This is a genomic window from Bacillus sp. hwrm1, from assembly GCF_040207805.1.
GTDB classification, from domain to species: Bacteria; Bacillota; Bacilli; order Bacillales; family Bacillaceae; genus Bacillus; species Bacillus velezensis.
Genome location: NZ_CP157943.1, coordinates 3944597 through 3961507, shown reverse-complemented (window position 1 = coordinate 3961507; position 16911 = coordinate 3944597). Strand labels below are relative to the sequence as shown.

Here is a 16911-nt window from a genome sequence, read left to right as displayed (position 1 = left end):
GTGAAAAACCTACTCTTTATTAGTCTTGAGTCAATTTGTCAGCCGCAACCTGTAAGAAGCTGATTTTACTCCACGCGGTTCCGCCTTGGGCTAATGGATCAATCGTATTGACGTATACATGGTCTTTTTTGACTGCCTTCAGGCTCTTCCAGATCGGATTTTTCTCTAAGTCTTTCAAAGCGCCCGGCTTATCTGCGTTTTCGTCATCAGAGTATTGTACGAAGATGTGGTCAGGGTTCATTTCGCTTAATTTTTCAAGAGAAATCAGTTCCTGCGCTTTCGCCGCTTTGACTTCGTCCGGCGCCTTCAGGCCTAAATCACCGTAAAGCGTGGAGTTGAAATATACTTGTTCAGGATAAATATAAATATTGCCTTGTCTGATTCTGATGACCAGCGCGTTTGACTGTTTCGCTTTGCTGTTGATCTTTGTTTTTGTCTTTTTCAGGTCCTGTTCGTAATCTGCGATGATTTTTTTCGCTTTTTTCTCTTTATCTGTAAGCTGGGCGAGCAGCATCATGTTTTCTTTCCAGTTTGATGAGATATGAGAGACAGGGATCGTTTCAGCGGTGCCGCTCAATTTTTTCAACGTTTTTTCCGGGAATTTGGTTGATGCCAGAATGACGTCCGGCTGCAGCTCAAGAATTTTTTCCATATTCGGCTGCATTTTTTCTCCCGTAGATACGGATTTATCTGTAATATCTTTAAACAGTTCCGGGAATTTGCCGGAGAAAGAAATTGCTCCTGCCGGATGAACGTCAAGCAATTTGGCGTCTTCCATTGATTCTACGCTGCCTGTAATGGCGATTTTGTCAGTCGGCGCTTTGACTTCATATGTTTTTCCGAGATATTCGATTTTCTTTTTATCTGAAGAAGCGTCCTTTCCTTTACTTGCTGTATCAGATGTTTCTGAGCTTCCGCAAGCCGCGGCCGTGAAAGCCAAAAGCAAAATCATGAAAGCGAATGCCAATTTCTTCATCTATTGTTCCTCCTGTTCAATTGATAACTATTATCAATTGGAATTATAGAGAATGAACAGGGATAAGACCATGGATAATTTCCGGCATTACCATGGACGATCTTCGGATAAAATGGAAATGCTTTGCTCGATCATCCGCTGATGTCCGCTTGGAGAATATTCAATCCACGGGTCAGATGATATGGGAAACACGCGTTTATTGCTGACGGCTCTAAGGTTCTGCCATATTCCGGTCTGCTGAATCCGCTGAAAATAACGAAGCGTTTCCGGTTCTTTACAAGTGAAAAGCATGATGCAGTCAGCCTGGCAATCCGCAAGCATTTCTAAGGAAATCTTTTCGTCAGGAGCAAAAGATTCCGGTTTTGCGGAGGCAAAGCCTAAATCACCGAAGAAGACATCCTCAATACTGTTGTTATGGGCGATGTACATATTTTCTTTATATACACGGACAAATAAGAACCGCTGATGCCGCACGTGTTTCAGAGCATCTTTCGCTGAATGGGCGAGACTTTGATAAGCTTTAAGCCAGTGCCGCGCTTCCTGCTCTTCATTCAAATATGCGGCGGTGCGAAGAAACTGGTCTCTCCAATTCTCTTGAGCCGGAAGGTAAAAAACGTCAGTGATGTCATTCAGGCGCTGTTTTTCTTCTTCACTGACAGAATCAAGACTGAAAATGATGTCCGGGGCAGCTTGGGAAAGCGTGTGCAGGTTCTCTTCCCAATTTGCATTATAGCGGAAAGCACTCAGGTGAACCGGAATATCGGAAGAGAATTGTTTGTAATAATAGGCCGTCCATTTCGGGTGCAGCGCCGCAGCATAAGGCACGTGATGCAGAGGAATCAGATGCCCCATCGTTTCTTTTCCGTACGCGGCCATTTTTGTGCGCCTTTTTTTCATATAGCTTGTAGGTGAGCTGCCGGTATGTTTTTTAAAGATGCGGCTGAAATAAAATTCGTCTTGGTAGCCGATTTGATGAGCGATTTCCCGCAGTTTGCAGTTTGCTTTGGCCATCAGTTTTTTCGCATTGGTTATGCGGATGTCTGTGATATATTCAGTTACGCTCTGCCCGTATAGTTTTTTAAAGGTTTCACTGTAATGCTTGGGACTGATTCCCGCCATATGAGCGAGCTGGGTGAGCGTGATTTTTGTGTCGGACTGAGCATGTATGAATTGTTTTGTCTGTTCGATCGCCGCTTTCGTATTATTTTGATGGCATACTTTTGCGGCATATAGGTCGTACATCAGCTGCTGAAAGTCGGCTGTATATTTCATTTTCTGCAATGCATCTGCCGATCGCACGTTTTCAGAAAGTGACTGAAGCCGGCTTGTCAAATGATCAACCGTTTGTAAATTCATTTGCTGAAGTCCGTGGAAGATGTCTTCCCCGTTATCCGGAAGCATCGCTTCATCATCTGATGAATAGGAGAAAACACGGAGTCTGACGATATATAAATGGATGCCGCCTGACGGTATAGGGGCAATATTGAATGTCTCATCACAAGGACAGATGTAGAGCGTTTCCTTCTGCAGCGGAAAGCTGTCTGTTCCGATATCAATTTGTCCCTCGCCTTTCACATGAAAGATCAATACGGGGGAATCAGTGAGCTGATGCTCTGACAGAAGGTCGGCTGTTTTTTTTACGGAGATGATATCAATGGGCTGAAAGAATAATATGTTTTTCATGAGAAACCACCTTTTAGGAAACATTCATTTAAATGATAACTGTTATCATTTAAATTGTACCAAATAAATGAATGTTTTCCTATAAAAAGCGGAAATGTGAAATGCGTCAAAATGTTACACGTGTAACACGAATGTTGTCAGTATATGAGGTATTGTTTTCTTATAGTTTTGAATTGGTCCAGCCGGCGTTGATATGTGCCGGTGATGTCTTCAATGGAAGTGCCTTTTTCTATTTTTTTGCGTACCCAGCCGTTACCGATCAGCTTGTCAAAAGAGCCTGTCGGCAAGAATGAAAAGTCATTCGGATATAAGTCATGCATGGTTTTCAGAATGGAAAGCCCTGTTTTTGCCGCTTCAAATGTGTTTCTGTTTGTTACGTAGACTTGTACGCCGTGGCACAGTTTGCCCTGGTGCTTGGAGAAGCTGGGGATAAATGATGCGGCTCTGAAGGTGACGCCCGGAAGCTTGAGACTGTTCAGGCGTTCTTCGAGCTCGGTGCTTTTCATATAAGGCGCGCCGATCAGTTCAAACGGCTTTGTCGTGCCCCTTCCTTCGGATACGTTTGTGCCTTCGATTAGTCCTGTCGCCGAATATGCGAATATGCTGTCCGGGGTCGGGATATTAGGCGAAGGGAGGACGAACGGCAGACCGGTATTTTCAATCGTCATCGTCCGCTTCCAGCGCTTCATTTTTACGACGGTTAGGTCGGCGCCGATATGAAACTCTTTATTGAATAAAAGAGCAAGCTCACCGATCGTCATGCCGTGCTTCAGCGGGATCGGATACAGTCCGACAAATGAAGCGTAATCCGGTTCAAGAACCGGGCCGTCCGGATTTCGTCCGCCTTGCGGATTCGGCCGGTCCAATACATAAAAAGGAATGCCTTTTTCTTTTGCCGCTTCCATGGCATAGGCCATTGTATAAATGTAGGTGTAGTATCGCGTTCCGACATCCTGAATATCGAAAATCAGCACATCTGTATCTTTCAGCATGTCAGGCGTCGGTTTCCTCGTTTCCCCGTACAGGCTGTAGACGGGAAGCCCTGTTTTTTCGTCTATATAGGATGTGACTTTGTCTCCGGCCTGAGCATCGCCGCGGACACCGTGCTCCGGTCCGAATAATGCCGTCAAGTGGATGTCTGGTGCCTCATACAGCACGTCAACGCTGCTTTTCAATGAATTGTTCACACCGGTCGGGTTGGTGATCAGCCCGACCCTTTTTCCCTTCAGTTCCTGTTTATAATCTTTCAGCAGGCGGTCGATGCCTGTTTGGATGCTTGGTTTCTTGGCGGTATGAAGGTTTCTGTCAGAAGCCGCCGAGACTGCCGTCATAGCACTGATGACGACTAATCCGGCAATAAGCGCAGCCGTTTGTGTTTTCATGATCAGTCCTCCTGTTTAAAGCGGTTTTCCGGTCTTCAGATTGATACCGAAACCATAAGGATACAGTGTCGTTCCCGGATGCGTGACGGAAGGAATGTCAGCGGGCAGCCTGCCTTGCGGTTTTGTCTGTCCGAATATCGCTTCAACGCCTGCCGGAATGTTTGGCTGGAGAAATTGTCCGTCTGTATATCCTTTAAAGCCGTAGACTGCGATAAGGGCTTCAGCTTCTTCAAAGTTCGCAGCGTCATATGGATTACGCAGGCTCATCAGCACAAAGGGTTTTTGGTTCGATTGTGCGGCTTTCATGACGGCCCGCGGAAATGCAGTCGTCCACTTGCCGGGATCTGTGACGGAATCGTCAATCACGCCGTCGTTTACGACAGGATCATTTTTCACAACATATGAGCCTGTAATCACGTAATCAGCGTCAGATATCTGCTTTTTGTGTTCATCATGAAATGTACGCTCGGCGAAGTTCATTTTACTGATGGTTACCGGCCGGATTTTTTTCTTTTTGATGAGCTGCCGAATGGTTTGTTCCATTGACGCTGTTTGATCTTCATATGGAGCGGCAATGAGAACGCGGCTGTTCTTTTTCGGTTTGAATGGGAGCGTGCGGTTTTTGTTTTGTAAGACGGTGACGGACCTTTCCGCGATTTGTTTTTCCGCTTTCAGGTGATTTTTGCTGCCGACGGTTTTCTTTGCTTTTGCAATCTTCTTTTTCAGATTTTTCTCTTTCGGGGAGGGATATATCCCTCTTTTTATTTTCAGGGAAATGATGCGTTCCGCTGATTTGTTAATTTGCTGCAGCGGAATTTCCCCTTTTTGTACCGCCTTTTTTAAAGCGGAATGAACCCGGGCAAAGCGGTTTTCCGTTTGCAGCGATGTCACTTGGGCCGGCATCAGGGCAATATCGACTCCTGCTTTTACGGCCATGACGACCGCCTCTTCCTGGCCGAAATGATCGGCAATGGCTTTCATATTTAATGCATCCGTAACGATGACGCCGTTAAATCCCATTTCTCCACGGAGAAGATGAGTCATCACTTTTTTCGAGAGTGTGGCGGGTACGAGGATGTCTGAACCGTCCAGCTTGCTTTTATAGGTTGTATCGTCAAACGCGGGAAATTGCACATGGGCTGTCATGATCATATCAGCTCCGGCCTGAATGGCCTTCCGGAACGGATAAAGTTCAATCTGACGCAGCCTTTCTTGATTGTGGGTGACAAGCGGAAGGCCGTAGTGGCTGTCGACATCCGTGTCGCCGTGTCCCGGGAAATGTTTGACGGCGGCAGCGACATCCTGCTTTTGCTGAGCCTTCATTGAGGCAAGGCCGAGTGAAGCTGTCAGATCTCGGTCTGAACTGAACGACCTGACGCCGATGACAGGGTTTCCGGGATTATTATTGATATCGAGAACGGGAGCGAAATTCGTATTAATGCCCAGTGCTTTCAGTTCTTTCCCGATAATGGCGCCGGTCTGGGACGCGTAGGCTGTTTTTCTAGCGGCTCCGAGCGCCATATTGCCTGGGAAATGAGTGCCCTCACCAAGTCTAGTTACGATGCCGCCCTCCTGATCAATGCTTAATAATAGCGGAATGTCAGGGCTCGCCTTTTGAAAGGCATCTGTCAGGCGTACCGTTTGTTCAGTGTTTTTTACATTTTCTGCAAATAAGATAACGCCGCCGAACCGGTACTTTTGAATAAGCCCTGCGACTTCGTCATTCATTTGGGTAAGAGCCTCAGGTGATGACTGCCCCTTTTTTTGCCAATTGCGAAAATCAGGCATGAGCATCTGCCCTAATTTTTCATCTAATGTCATACGGGATACCGCTTGTTCCGCCTGTGACGGAATGTCCGGTTTTGTCGATACATGATGCGTGCCGAAAACAATGAACAACAGTAATACAGCTGAGATGACAAGTTTCATGATGGTGCCCTCCTGCCTTCATAGTTTGGACAAAAGACATGGGTTGTCATTCAATGGCTTCATAAATCGTTTTTATGACGCTGCCGTAGCTTCCGGTCGGAAAAAGATCCCCTTCAAAAACATTCGGGTTTTCACCGGGACTGACGACGGGGGAATGCTTTTTATTGGTTAAAAGTGCGATCCCCAGCTTATAAGCGGGATCAATAATCGTGACGGTGCCGGTCCATCCCGTATGGCCATATGCCTGCCTGCTTGCATAAGGGCCGAACATCCACTCCATATCCGGGCTGCCGTTTTTCCGCCAGCCGAGAGCGAAAGTCGGATCAGAGGATGCCGCCGTTGTGAACAAATCGGCCGTTCTTTTATTGAAGAGAGAAACGTGTTTATAACTGCCTCCGTTCAGCATGACTTGAAGAAGGACGGCCATATCATCAGCTCTGGAAAACAGCCCGGCGTGACCGGACACCCCTCCCATTGAGTAAAATGCTTTTTCATCGTGAACTTCCCCCTGCAGCGTATACGTCCTGATGTGAGGAAAATGGATGACTCCGTCACGTGTGTTGCCTAAACGTTCAGTAGCTGCGAATGCTTTTTCTTTAAAGCCTTTTTGCAGCGGGTTGAACAGTGTGTGCGTCAGTTTCAGCGGTTTGTACAATTCTTGTTCCGCATAGGCATCAAGGGTTTTTCCGGTTATGTTTTCAATGATGCAGCCGAGAAGCATGTAACCGATATCGCTGTATACGTGTTTTGTTCCCGGTTTGTATTCAAGCGGGATTTGGGTGAGAAAACGGATCGTTTTATCCCGTTCTTGTGAATACAAAGGGCCTGCGGTGTCCGGCTGATAGAAATAAAAGCTTGCCGGCAAACCGGATTGATGCTGGAGCACATCGATGACGCGAATGCGGTCTTTTTCTTGAATCGGATCGCTTTTTCTGTCTTTGAAATCAGGAAGGTAAGCCGAGACTTTTTGATACACATCAAGCTTTCCCTGGCTGACGAGTCGCTGTAATGCAAAATTCGCCGCGTACATTTTTGTATTGGAAGCTAGATCAAACATGGTTGATGTTTTCATTTTTTTCGGACGGGATAAAAGGGTGTTCCCGTCATATTTTTTGCTGTAGCCGTATGCTTTCTTTTTGATCACCCGTCCGTCCTTTACGACGACGAGGACGGCTCCGGGGAATCCTGCTGCGATGTCTTTTTCAATCATTTGATCAACCTTTCTGAGCTTTGCTGCGTCGTATAATTTGGATTGGGCTTCGGCTTTGTGCTGCGGCAGAAAAGAGAGGCTGATGACCATTGTGAGTATGGCGGCTGTCAGTGTTTTCATATTCTGATCCCTCCCGGTTTATTCAAATTCAGCAGCCATGTCATCCTTAAATCCGAACGCATAAGTGAAGACAAAGCCCGCCGCGTAAGAGATGAAGAGACCGATGATATACAAAACGATTTGAGCCGGCTGTACGAGAAACGAGAGCGGAAGGCCGGAGACACCGATTGAAAAAGTAGCCACCTGAAAATGGGCTTGAAAGGCGCCGCCGATTCCCGCCCCTAAACACGCCGTCAAAAACGGCCGGCCGAGCGGGAGCGTGACGCCGAAGATGAGCGGCTCTCCGATTCCGAGCAGACCGGATGGAAGTCCTCCGCCGATCGCTCTTTTCAATGAGGCTTTTTTTGTTTTCATAAAGATGGCGAAGGCCGCCCCTACTTGACCCGCGCCTCCCATCGCGAGAATCGGAAGAAGCGGGTCATCTCCGATTGATCGGATTAATTCCAAATGTACGGGAGTCAAGCCCTGATGCAGGCCGGTGACGACAAGCGGCAGGAAGGCGGCTCCCAGTACAAACCCTGAGAGCACTCCCCCGACATTCAGCAGCGACAATAAACCTGATGTAATCAGATCAGAAATAAAACCGCCTGCAGGGATAAAAACGACATATGTCACCAGCCCGGTGATAAGTAAAGACAATGTAGGCGTGACGATAATGTCGATGGATTGATGGACGTACTTTCTGATAAACCGTTCGGTATAAGCGATAAAAACCGCAGCGAAAAGAACGCCGATTAATCCTCCCCTGCCAGGGAGCAGATTCTCTCCGAACAAACTGATATTGGCGATCTCAGGGTTAAGGATCAATATGCCCGCAAGGCCGCCCATCGCGGGTGTCCCGCCGAATTCCTTCGCCGCATTGATGCCGACAAGGACGCCGAGGTAAGCGAATAAGCCTGAACCGATAACCGTTAAAATAAGTGCGATTTGGGATTCTTTCGGGAGCCAGCCGGCCTGAATGACGGCTTTCGTAATACCGGTGATTAAACCTGATGCAATGAGTGCGGGAATAAGGGGAATGAAGATGCTTGATATTTTTCTCAGAAACAGTGTGATGGGTGTGGTGTTTTTTCTGTTGAGATCGGCTTTTTTCCGTGAGGCGGCTTCTTTTAAATCAATGTTTTTTCCGGATGACATAAGTTTTGCGAAAGCGTCGGCGACATGATTGACGACACCCGTACCGAGAATGATCTGCAGTGTTTCGGCTTCGACGACGCCTATTACCCCGTCAAGCCGTTTCAGCGCTTCAATATCCGTTTTGTCCTGATCTAAAGGTGTAATCCTCAGGCGTGTCATACAGTGGGTAAAGCCTGAAATATTCGATGAACCGCCGCAATTGTCCAGGATGTCTTTGGCCAGTGACTGATAAAATGCCTCTTTGCTCATGGAGATCCTCCTTTGTCCGTACGATTTTTCCCGGGGAGCTGTGCCTGAAACGCGTCCTAAAAGCGCCTGCGCCGATCATGAAAACGGCGCGGGCTCGTAAAAGCACATTATTTTTCACCAAAGAACGATCAGCGTTCTTTTTCTTTTGAAACGTGCTGTTCAATGGCTTTGTCAATGAAGCCGTCTGCTTCTTTGAGCAGTGCCTTCGCGTGTGTTTCGTCTGAATTTGTCTTCAGCATGACGATTGCCGTTTTGACATGGCTGCCTGCGGCCTCAAGCGTTTCTTTTGCCTTGTCGTACGGAACGCCCGTGATGCTTTGAATAATGCCGATTGCGCGTTCTTTCAATTTTTCGTTGCTGACATGAACGTCCACCATTAAATTTTCGTACACTTTGCCGCTTTTGATCATCACGGCCGTGGAAATCATGTTCAGAATCATTTTATGTGCCGTCGCCGCTTTCATTCGTGTTGACCCTGTAATCACTTCGGGGCCGACGACGACTTCAATGCTGTGATCGGCATAAGTGCTGATCAATGAGTGTTTATTGCATGTGAGCGCGACGGTTTTGGCGCCGATTGTTTTTGCGTATTTCAGCGCACCGGCCGCATACGGCGTGCGCCCGCTTGCCGCGATGGCGATTACGCTGTCTTCTGCGGTAAGCCCAATCGTTTTGAGATCGAGAGCGCCGGTTTCCTCGCTGTCTTCTATACCTTCAGCCGCTTGCAAAAAGGCGTCTGCTCCGCCGGCCATCAGACCGATGACGGTGTCGGGACTTACGCTGTATGTAGGCGGGCATTCAACCGCATCCAGTACACCGAGTCTGCCGCTTGTGCCCGCTCCCGCATAAATCAGCCTGCCGTTTCGCCGTAATGATTGATGGGCGAATTGAACGGCAATCTGAATATCGGGCAGCACCTGCTGAACGGCTTCAGCCACTTTGAAATCCTCTTCGTTAATGATGCGGAGAATTTCTATCGTGTCTGCTTGATGGATTGAAGCGGTCTGCGGATTTCTGGTTTCTGTGGTCAATCTGTGAATGTTAAGCCGGTCTATCATGATTGTACCCTCCCAAGTCGTTAATACTTGAAGTATATGGGCTTCTGAATAGATGTTTCAAGAAAAATCGGCAGGGATGAGATGAATAATCAAGCGCTTTCACAAAAAATGATGCAGAATGTGCTGTTCACCGATGGGGCCGATCCTGCGACGACCTTTATCAATAAAACCGGAAGACCGGTACAGGTTCTTTGCACGATGATTGCGATGGTTTACAGCAAGCACGATTTCATCACACCAAGGAAAGTAATTTGCGACAAAAGCGGGGAGCTGCAGCATCGCTTGTTTGGCATAACCTTTTCCCTGATGCGGCGCATGTAAGGACAGCGCACTCAGCAAAATGGCAGACACATTATTCGAATACGGGGCAATGGTTTCTTTTGAGGTATGTAAAATAAAAAAACCGACGGGGCGGTCTTCATTTAAAATGACTGTCGGGTAGCGATCCCGGATGACAAGAGCCTGCGGCAGTACATCCTTCGGGAGAGCTGTGAACTTTTTATCTTCTTCACTCAGCACAAACCCGTTCAGCCCGTCTGCATGCTCCGGTTTATAAAAGGACAGGGCTACATCCATGATATCTACTCTCCTTTTTTATAATTGATCCAATTCATCTTCTGATAGAACACGGCAGCCTGCCCGTTTTAAAAGAGCGGAAGTGATGCCGTCTCCGATTATTTTTTTTCCTGAGAAAGTGCCGTCATAGATAAAGCTGCTGCCGCAGGACGGACTGTTTTCTTTAAGGATGACCGTGGCGGCGCCTATTTCTTTTGCGTATGCTAATGTTTTTTCCGCGCCGTCCATATATAAAGCCGTAACGTCTTCGCCTGATGCCGTTACGATTCTTGCTGTTCCGTTCAGCACGTCTTCGCCCGTGCCGCCGATGATTTCCGCCGGTTCGCGGGGAGTGGTGAAGCCGCCCAAAAGTTCGGGGCAGACCATAACAGCTTTCTTTTCTTCTACGAGTCTGCGGATTTTTTCCGAAGCGGCGTGAGAGCCGTTATACCTGCATTCGATACCGCCGAGACAAGAGCTGACTAAGATCATCTGTGTCCATTCCCTTCAATATTTTGATACTTTCATCATAAATGAAATAAGAGAGGAGGGATGAGTTTTTCAGTTAAAAAACGGGTAAAAAAGTTTGAAAATAAAAAAAATAATTTTCCTCTTTACAAATGGGGTACAACCTGTATATAATAACTTTTGTCAGCTCGACGCGGACATAACGGCCCGTTGGTCAAGCGGTTAAGACACCGCCCTTTCACGGCGGTAACACGGGTTCGAATCCCGTACGGGTCATATGGAGGATTAGCTCAGCTGGGAGAGCATCTGCCTTACAAGCAGAGGGTCGGCGGTTCGAGCCCGTCATCCTCCACCATATTTGCCGGCCTAGCTCAATTGGTAGAGCAACTGACTTGTAATCAGTAGGTTGGGGGTTCAAGTCCTCTGGCCGGCACTGTTTTTCAAAAAAATACGGAGGGGTAGCGAAGTGGCTAAACGCGGCGGACTGTAAATCCGCTCCCTCAGGGTTCGGCAGTTCGAATCTGCCCCCCTCCACCATTTTTGGGCTATAGCCAAGCGGTAAGGCAACGGACTTTGACTCCGTCATGCGTTGGTTCGAATCCAGCTAGCCCAGTCTTAGACACCTTTTGCATAAAGGTGTCTTTTTTTTATCAGCATTTTGTTTCGATTTCTGATTGTTCATCAGATATACTATTTTTAAGCTGCTGTTAAGGCAGTATATTCTGTATTTTCCATCTACACCCTGCCTGAAATTTGGTAAAATAAATGTATAAAAAAAATGAAACCTTTTAAAACAATCAACGTATAGATACAGACCGGTGAAGGGCAGAGGTAAGATAAAACATGGAAAACCTGATTAAAAAAAGAATCAAGCAAGTCAAAAAAGGCGATCAAAATGCGTTTGCAGAAATCGTTGACCTTTATAAAGATAAGATTTACCAGCTTTGCTACCGCATGCTCGGCAATGTTCACGAAGCGGAAGATATTGCGCAGGAAGCTTTTATCAGAGCGTATGTCAATATCGACAGTTTCGATATCAACAGAAAGTTTTCAACGTGGCTTTACAGAATTGCGACCAACCTGACCATTGACCGCATCCGCAAGAAAAAGCCTGATTACTATCTGGACGCAGAAGTAGCGGGAGCAGAAGGGCTGACGATGTATTCGCAGATCGCCGCGGACGGGGTTCTCCCTGAAGACGCCGTATTGTCATTGGAGCTGTCGGACACAATTCAGAAAAAGATTTTAAAGCTGCCTGACAAGTACAGAACGGTTATTGTATTAAAGTATATTGACGAACTCTCTTTAATTGAAATCGGGGAGATTCTGAATATCCCTGTCGGCACCGTCAAGACAAGGATACACAGAGGCAGAGAGGCTCTTAGAAAACAATTGAGGGATCTTTAAGTGGGGTGATGAAATGAGCTGTCCTGAACAGATCGTGCAGCTTATGCATAAGCATCTTGATGGAGATATCCTTCCTGAAGATGAAAACGTATTAAAACAACATTTGCAGTCATGCGGGAATTGCAAACGGCATTTTCATGAAATGGAGAAATCCATAGCACTCGTCCGAAGCACATCGCATGTCACGGCCCCTGCTGATTTTACTGCCAAAGTTATGGCGAATCTTCCAAAAGAGAAAAAACGCGCTTCTGTAAAACGATGGATCAAAACTCATCCGATGATTGCAGCCGCAGCGGTTTTTGTGATTTTAATGGGCGGCGGTTTTTTCAACAGCTGGCATAATGACCACAATTTCAGTGTGTCCAAACAGCCGAACCTTGTCGTGCAGAATCACACGGTCACCGTCCCTGAAGGCGAGACCGTAAAGGGCGATGTCACAGTAAAAAACGGCAAGCTGTTCATTGAAGGAAAAGTCGACGGCAATGTGACCGTCGTCAACGGAGAAAAATACATGGCCTCAGCCGGACAAGTCACCGGGCAGATTGAAGAGATTAACCAATTGTTTGACTGGGTCTGGTACGAACTGAAATCGGCGGGCCAGGGCGTCGTGAGCGCTTTGGACCCGAGTGAAGATGAGTAAAGCGTATAATCGCTTTACTCTTTTTTTGTGCATCGCCGCGCTGGCTCATTTCACTTGAGAAATCAAAATGTGGTATAATGAGCACGCTATATGATGTACATATTGCTCATGCAGCACAATTCATAACAGAAAAACGAAATGACTGAATTCTTGGAGGACGAGGAAATGGCTTTTGAGGACATCCCATTTTTGCAATACCTCGGCAATGCCGTTGATATTCTCCTTGTTTGGTATGTGATATATAAATTAATCATGGTCATACGCGGGACGAAGGCGGTTCAGCTTTTAAAAGGAATCGTCGTCATCGTATTGGTCCGGATGGCCAGTTCATATTTGGGACTCAGCACGCTTCAGTGGCTGATGGACCAAGCGATAACATGGGGATTTTTAGCGATCATCATTATATTCCAGCCTGAGCTGAGACGGGCGCTTGAACAGCTCGGACGGGGCCGGTTCTTTTCCAGGAGCGGAACCCCCGTGGAGGAAGCGCAGCATAAGACAATTGAAGCGATTACAAAATCGATCAGCTACATGGCGAAACGCCGCATCGGCGCACTCATCGCGATTGAGCGCGATACGGGAATGGGCGATTATATTGAGACGGGCATCCCGCTTAATGCGCAGGTCAGCTCGGAGCTTTTGATTAATATCTTCATCCCGAATACACCGCTGCATGATGGAGCGGTCATTATGAAAAATAACGAGATTGCGGCGGCTGCCTGTTATCTGCCGCTTTCTGAAAGCCCGTTTATTTCAAAGGAGCTGGGGACGCGTCACAGAGCGGCTGTCGGCATCAGTGAAGTGACGGACAGCTTAACCATTATTGTATCTGAAGAGACGGGCGCCATCAGTGTGGCCAAAAACGGAGACCTTCACAGAGAATTGACGGAAGAAGCACTGAAAGAAATGCTTGAAGCCGAGTTTAAGAAAAACGCCAGAGATACTTCTTCTAACCGCTGGTACTGGAGGGGCAAGAAAAATGGATAAATTCTTAAACAACCGCTGGGCTGTAAAGATCATTGCATTGCTCTTTGCGCTGCTGCTTTACGTTGCGGTTAACAACAACCAGGCGCCGACTCCGAAAAAGCCGGGGGAATCCTTTTTTCCGACATCAACGACTGACGAGGCTACGCTTACTGATATTCCTGTAAAAGCATACTATGATGAAGCGAACTATGTCGTCACCGGCGTGCCCCAGACCGTAAATGTCACGATTAAAGGCTCGACAAGCGCGGTGAAAAAGGCGAGACAGACGAAGAATTTTGAGATATACGCCGATATGAATAAGCTGAAGACCGGGACTCATAAGGTCGAATTGAAGGCGAAAAACGTATCGGACGGACTGACGATCTCCATTAACCCGTCAGTCACGACGGTTACGATTCAGGAAAAAACGGCTGAGAGTTTTCCCGTGGAAGTTGAATACTACAATAAAAGCAAAATGAAAAAGGGATATACCCCTCAGCAGCCGATTATCAGCCCGAAAAACGTGCAGATTACAGGTTCGAAAAATGTGATTGATAACATTTCACTTGTCAAAGCATCCGTGAACCTAGAAAATGCAAATGAGACCATTGAAAAGGAAGTGAAGGTGACCGTCTATGACAAAGACGGCAACGCACTTCCTGTTGATGTTGAACCGTCAGTCATTAAAGTGACGGTTCCCGTAGCCAGTCCGAGCAAAAAGCTTCCTTTCAAAATCGAAAGGAAGGGAAGTCTTCCGGACGGGGTGAGCGTTGCGAGCATTGACTCGAATCCGAGTGAGGTGACGGTTTACGGTCCGCAGGATGTGCTGGATTCACTTGAATTTATTGACGGCGTATCTCTTGATTTAGGCAAAATTGATAAAGATACCGATATCAATGCCGATATCCCGCTTCCTAAGGGTGTCACCAAGGTATCACCGGAAAAAATCACGCTTCATGTTAAAGTGGACAGTGAAGACAAAAAGGATTTTGACAATGTCGGAATCAAGACGGTCGGACTGGGAGGCTCACAGCAGATTGAGTTTCTCGATCCTGAATCGCAGGCGATAAATATTACGGCCAAAGGCTCTCCCGCCAACATTAAGGCGCTGAAAAAGTCGGACATTGAACTGTATGCCAATGTCTCGGACTTGGATGACGGAGAGCACTCTGTAAAGCTAGAAGTAAACGGCCCGCAAAACGTCACATGGTCCCTGTCTAAAGACACGGTTAAGATCAAGCTGACTTCTAAGAAAAACACAAGTTCAAATAAAAATGACGGCGGCTCCGCTGATTCCGGCAATAAGAACGGCACAAGCGGAGACGCAGACAAAGACAAGAACAAGAACCGGGAAGACGATACTGACAGCGATCAGAATAAAAGTCAAAACCAGGATCAAAATCAAGACCAGGATGAAGACGGATCAAGCGCTGATTCTTCTTCAACAGAATGAAAAAGGAGCGATACAAAATGGGCAAGTATTTTGGAACAGATGGTGTAAGAGGTGTTGCCAACAGCGAGCTTACGCCAGAGCTGGCCTTTAAAGTTGGGCGTTTTGGCGGTTATGTCCTGACCAAAGATAAGCAGCGCCCGAAAGTGCTGATCGGCCGTGATACACGTATCTCCGGACATATGCTGGAGGGAGCCCTTGTCGCCGGACTTTTATCGATCGGAGCTGAAGTGATGCGCCTCGGCGTTATTTCTACGCCGGGGGTATCCTATTTAACGAAAGCCATGGATGCTGAGGCGGGCGTCATGATCTCCGCTTCTCACAACCCCGTACAGGATAACGGAATTAAATTTTTCGGAGGGGACGGCTTTAAGCTTTCTGATGAGCAGGAGGCCGAGATTGAACGTCTCATGGATGAACCGGAAGATAAGCTGCCGAGACCGACAGGCGCGGACCTCGGGCTTGTAAACGATTATTTTGAAGGCGTTCAAAAGTATCTGCAATTTTTAAAGCAGACGGCGGACGAAGATTTCACAGGCATTCATGTAGCGCTTGACTGCGCCCATGGTGCGACATCATCCATTGCGACGCACCTTTTTGCCGATCTCGATGCTGACGTGTCTACAATGGGGACGTCTCCGAACGGATTAAACATTAATGATGGCGTCGGGTCTACACACCCGGAAGCACTGAGTGCTTTCGTCAAAGAAAAAAACGCCGATATCGGCCTTGCGTTTGACGGAGACGGCGACCGCCTCATTGCTGTTGATGAAAAAGGAAACATCGTCGACGGTGATCAGATTATGTACATATGCGCGAAGTATTTGAAATCAGAGGGCCGTCTGAAGGATGATACCGTCGTATCGACTGTGATGAGCAACCTCGGTTTTTACAAAGCGCTTGAAAAAGAAGAAATCAAAAGCGTTCAAACGGCAGTCGGCGACCGCTATGTCGTAGAAGCGATGAAAAAAGACGGCTATAATGTCGGCGGCGAGCAGTCAGGGCACCTTATTTTCCTTGATTACAACACTACCGGCGACGGTCTTTTGTCCGCGATCATGCTTGTGAATACGCTGAAGGCGTCCGGCAAAACCCTTTCAGAACTTGCGGATGAAATGAAAAAATTCCCGCAGCTCTTAGTGAACGTGAAAGTGACGGATAAATATAAGGTAGAAGAAAACGCTAAGGTGAAGGCCGTTATTTCTGAAGTGGAAAAAGAAATGAACGGAGACGGCCGGATTTTAGTGCGCCCGTCAGGCACCGAACCGCTCGTCCGAGTGATGGCCGAAGCGAGAACAAAAGAGCTTTGTGACGAATATGTCACAAAAATCGTGGATGTCGTGCGGACAGAAATGGGAGCGGAGTAGCGAAGTTTATAAGCAGAGAGCGAACAAGACAAGTGCGATCAGCATAATATGATAGTAAACATGATGCCGGGGCGGCAAAAAATAATTGACCGTCCTTGGCACATGCTGTAAAATCAAGCTTGTTCAGCCTTTGTTTTTCACTTGCAGGAAAGGCGGGATTGTTTGCATCTTTTATAATTACAGCGCCCGAACTAAGCGCCCGAAAAACGGCTTAGTTGACGAGGATGGAGGTTATCGAATTTTCGGCGGATGCCTCCCGGCTGATTCATTTAGATCACAGCCGTAAGGATTTCTTCAAACCGGAGGGGCGACTC

Annotated in this window: 14 protein-coding genes and 5 tRNA genes; 10 read left to right on the top strand and 9 right to left on the bottom strand. The window is 47.2% G+C overall.

Annotation, left to right across the window (positions count from 1 at the left end):
• Positions 1-19: 19 nt before the first annotated feature.
• The 9 genes from ABK447_RS19835 to ABK447_RS19795 all read right to left on the bottom strand — a co-directional run bounded on the left by ABK447_RS19835 (position 20) and on the right by ABK447_RS19795 (position 10791).
• A complete protein-coding gene (locus tag ABK447_RS19835; RefSeq protein WP_094031446.1) occupies positions 20-976 on the bottom strand; it encodes an ABC transporter substrate-binding protein in 957 nt (318 codons plus the stop codon).
• A gap of 87 nt (positions 977-1063) precedes the next feature.
• A complete protein-coding gene (locus ABK447_RS19830) occupies positions 1064-2659 on the bottom strand; it encodes an AraC family transcriptional regulator (RefSeq protein ID WP_094031447.1) in 1596 nt (531 codons plus the stop codon).
• Positions 2660-2796: 137 nt separating this feature from the next.
• The gene (locus tag ABK447_RS19825; RefSeq protein WP_043021530.1) at positions 2797-4041 is read right to left on the bottom strand and encodes an exo-beta-N-acetylmuramidase NamZ domain-containing protein; all 1245 of its coding nucleotides are present in this window, start codon (positions 4039-4041) and stop codon (positions 2797-2799) included.
• A 15-nt stretch (positions 4042-4056) separates the two neighbouring features.
• Positions 4057-5970 carry a glycoside hydrolase family 3 protein gene (locus ABK447_RS19820; protein ID WP_094031448.1) on the bottom strand — a complete coding sequence of 638 codons (1914 nt, stop codon included), beginning with the start codon at positions 5968-5970 and terminating at the stop codon, positions 4057-4059.
• Positions 5971-6016: 46 nt separating this feature from the next.
• Positions 6017-7300, bottom strand: coding sequence for a penicillin binding protein PBP4B (gene pbp4b / locus ABK447_RS19815; protein ID WP_043021528.1), 1284 nt, complete (start codon positions 7298-7300; stop codon positions 6017-6019).
• Between the two features lie 18 nt (positions 7301-7318).
• Entirely contained in the window at positions 7319-8686 is a 1368-nt protein-coding gene (locus ABK447_RS19810) for a PTS transporter subunit EIIC (protein ID WP_015239055.1), read from the bottom strand.
• A 128-nt stretch (positions 8687-8814) separates the two neighbouring features.
• Positions 8815-9744: an N-acetylmuramic acid 6-phosphate etherase gene (murQ, locus tag ABK447_RS19805; protein WP_094031449.1), complete on the bottom strand. Its 930-nt coding sequence runs from the start codon at positions 9742-9744 to the stop codon at positions 8815-8817.
• A gap of 99 nt (positions 9745-9843) precedes the next feature.
• The gene (locus ABK447_RS19800) at positions 9844-10320 is read right to left on the bottom strand and encodes a GNAT family N-acetyltransferase (protein WP_053573800.1); all 477 of its coding nucleotides are present in this window, start codon (positions 10318-10320) and stop codon (positions 9844-9846) included.
• Positions 10321-10338: 18 nt separating this feature from the next.
• A complete protein-coding gene (locus ABK447_RS19795) occupies positions 10339-10791 on the bottom strand; it encodes a DUF523 domain-containing protein (RefSeq protein WP_007408014.1) in 453 nt (150 codons plus the stop codon).
• 180 nt (positions 10792-10971) lie between these two features.
• On the opposite strand from ABK447_RS19795, the gene ABK447_RS19790 reads away from it, so the two are divergent.
• The 10 genes from ABK447_RS19790 to glmM all read left to right on the top strand — a co-directional run bounded on the left by ABK447_RS19790 (position 10972) and on the right by glmM (position 16597).
• A tRNA-Glu gene (locus tag ABK447_RS19790) sits at positions 10972-11043 on the top strand.
• A 3-nt stretch (positions 11044-11046) separates the two neighbouring features.
• Positions 11047-11122 (top strand) — tRNA-Val (locus ABK447_RS19785).
• Positions 11123-11127: 5 nt separating this feature from the next.
• A tRNA-Thr gene (locus tag ABK447_RS19780) sits at positions 11128-11200 on the top strand.
• A 19-nt stretch (positions 11201-11219) separates the two neighbouring features.
• Positions 11220-11304 (top strand) — tRNA-Tyr (locus ABK447_RS19775).
• Positions 11305-11308: 4 nt separating this feature from the next.
• A tRNA-Gln gene (locus ABK447_RS19770) sits at positions 11309-11380 on the top strand.
• 230 nt (positions 11381-11610) lie between these two features.
• Positions 11611-12174, top strand: a complete 564-nt coding sequence (gene sigW / locus ABK447_RS19765) for an RNA polymerase sigma factor SigW (RefSeq protein ID WP_003156766.1) — start codon at positions 11611-11613, stop codon at positions 12172-12174.
• Positions 12175-12187: 13 nt separating this feature from the next.
• Entirely contained in the window at positions 12188-12814 is a 627-nt protein-coding gene (rsiW, locus tag ABK447_RS19760) for an anti-sigma-W factor RsiW (protein WP_007408013.1), read from the top strand.
• Positions 12815-12979: 165 nt separating this feature from the next.
• Positions 12980-13801, top strand: coding sequence for a diadenylate cyclase CdaA (gene cdaA, locus ABK447_RS19755; RefSeq protein ID WP_003156763.1), 822 nt, complete (start codon positions 12980-12982; stop codon positions 13799-13801).
• Entirely contained in the window at positions 13794-15233 is a 1440-nt protein-coding gene (locus ABK447_RS19750) for a YbbR-like domain-containing protein (protein ID WP_015239058.1), read from the top strand. Before cdaA ends, ABK447_RS19750 begins: the two co-directional genes overlap by 8 nt.
• A 17-nt stretch (positions 15234-15250) precedes the next feature.
• Complete coding sequence (gene glmM, locus ABK447_RS19745) at positions 15251-16597, top strand: phosphoglucosamine mutase (protein WP_007408011.1); 1347 nt, start codon at positions 15251-15253, stop codon at positions 16595-16597.
• Positions 16598-16911: the final 314 nt, after the last annotated feature.

Coding starts and splice junctions, on each gene's coding strand:
- ABK447_RS19835 (WP_094031446.1), bottom strand. CDS start 976: ATGAAGAAATTGGCATTCGCTTTCATGATTTTGCTTTTGGCTTTCACG.
- ABK447_RS19830 (WP_094031447.1), bottom strand. CDS start 2,659: ATGAAAAACATATTATTCTTTCAGCCCATTGATATCATCTCCGTAAAA.
- ABK447_RS19825 (WP_043021530.1), bottom strand. CDS start 4,041: ATGAAAACACAAACGGCTGCGCTTATTGCCGGATTAGTCGTCATCAGT.
- ABK447_RS19820 (WP_094031448.1), bottom strand. CDS start 5,970: ATGAAACTTGTCATCTCAGCTGTATTACTGTTGTTCATTGTTTTCGGC.
- pbp4b (WP_043021528.1), bottom strand. CDS start 7,300: ATGAAAACACTGACAGCCGCCATACTCACAATGGTCATCAGCCTCTCT.
- ABK447_RS19810 (WP_015239055.1), bottom strand. CDS start 8,686: ATGAGCAAAGAGGCATTTTATCAGTCACTGGCCAAAGACATCCTGGAC.
- murQ (WP_094031449.1), bottom strand. CDS start 9,744: ATGATAGACCGGCTTAACATTCACAGATTGACCACAGAAACCAGAAAT.
- ABK447_RS19800 (WP_053573800.1), bottom strand. CDS start 10,320: ATGGATGTAGCCCTGTCCTTTTATAAACCGGAGCATGCAGACGGGCTG.
- ABK447_RS19795 (WP_007408014.1), bottom strand. CDS start 10,791: ATGATCTTAGTCAGCTCTTGTCTCGGCGGTATCGAATGCAGGTATAAC.
- sigW (WP_003156766.1), top strand. CDS start 11,611: ATGGAAAACCTGATTAAAAAAAGAATCAAGCAAGTCAAAAAAGGCGAT.
- rsiW (WP_007408013.1), top strand. CDS start 12,188: ATGAGCTGTCCTGAACAGATCGTGCAGCTTATGCATAAGCATCTTGAT.
- cdaA (WP_003156763.1), top strand. CDS start 12,980: ATGGCTTTTGAGGACATCCCATTTTTGCAATACCTCGGCAATGCCGTT.
- ABK447_RS19750 (WP_015239058.1), top strand. CDS start 13,794: ATGGATAAATTCTTAAACAACCGCTGGGCTGTAAAGATCATTGCATTG.
- glmM (WP_007408011.1), top strand. CDS start 15,251: ATGGGCAAGTATTTTGGAACAGATGGTGTAAGAGGTGTTGCCAACAGC.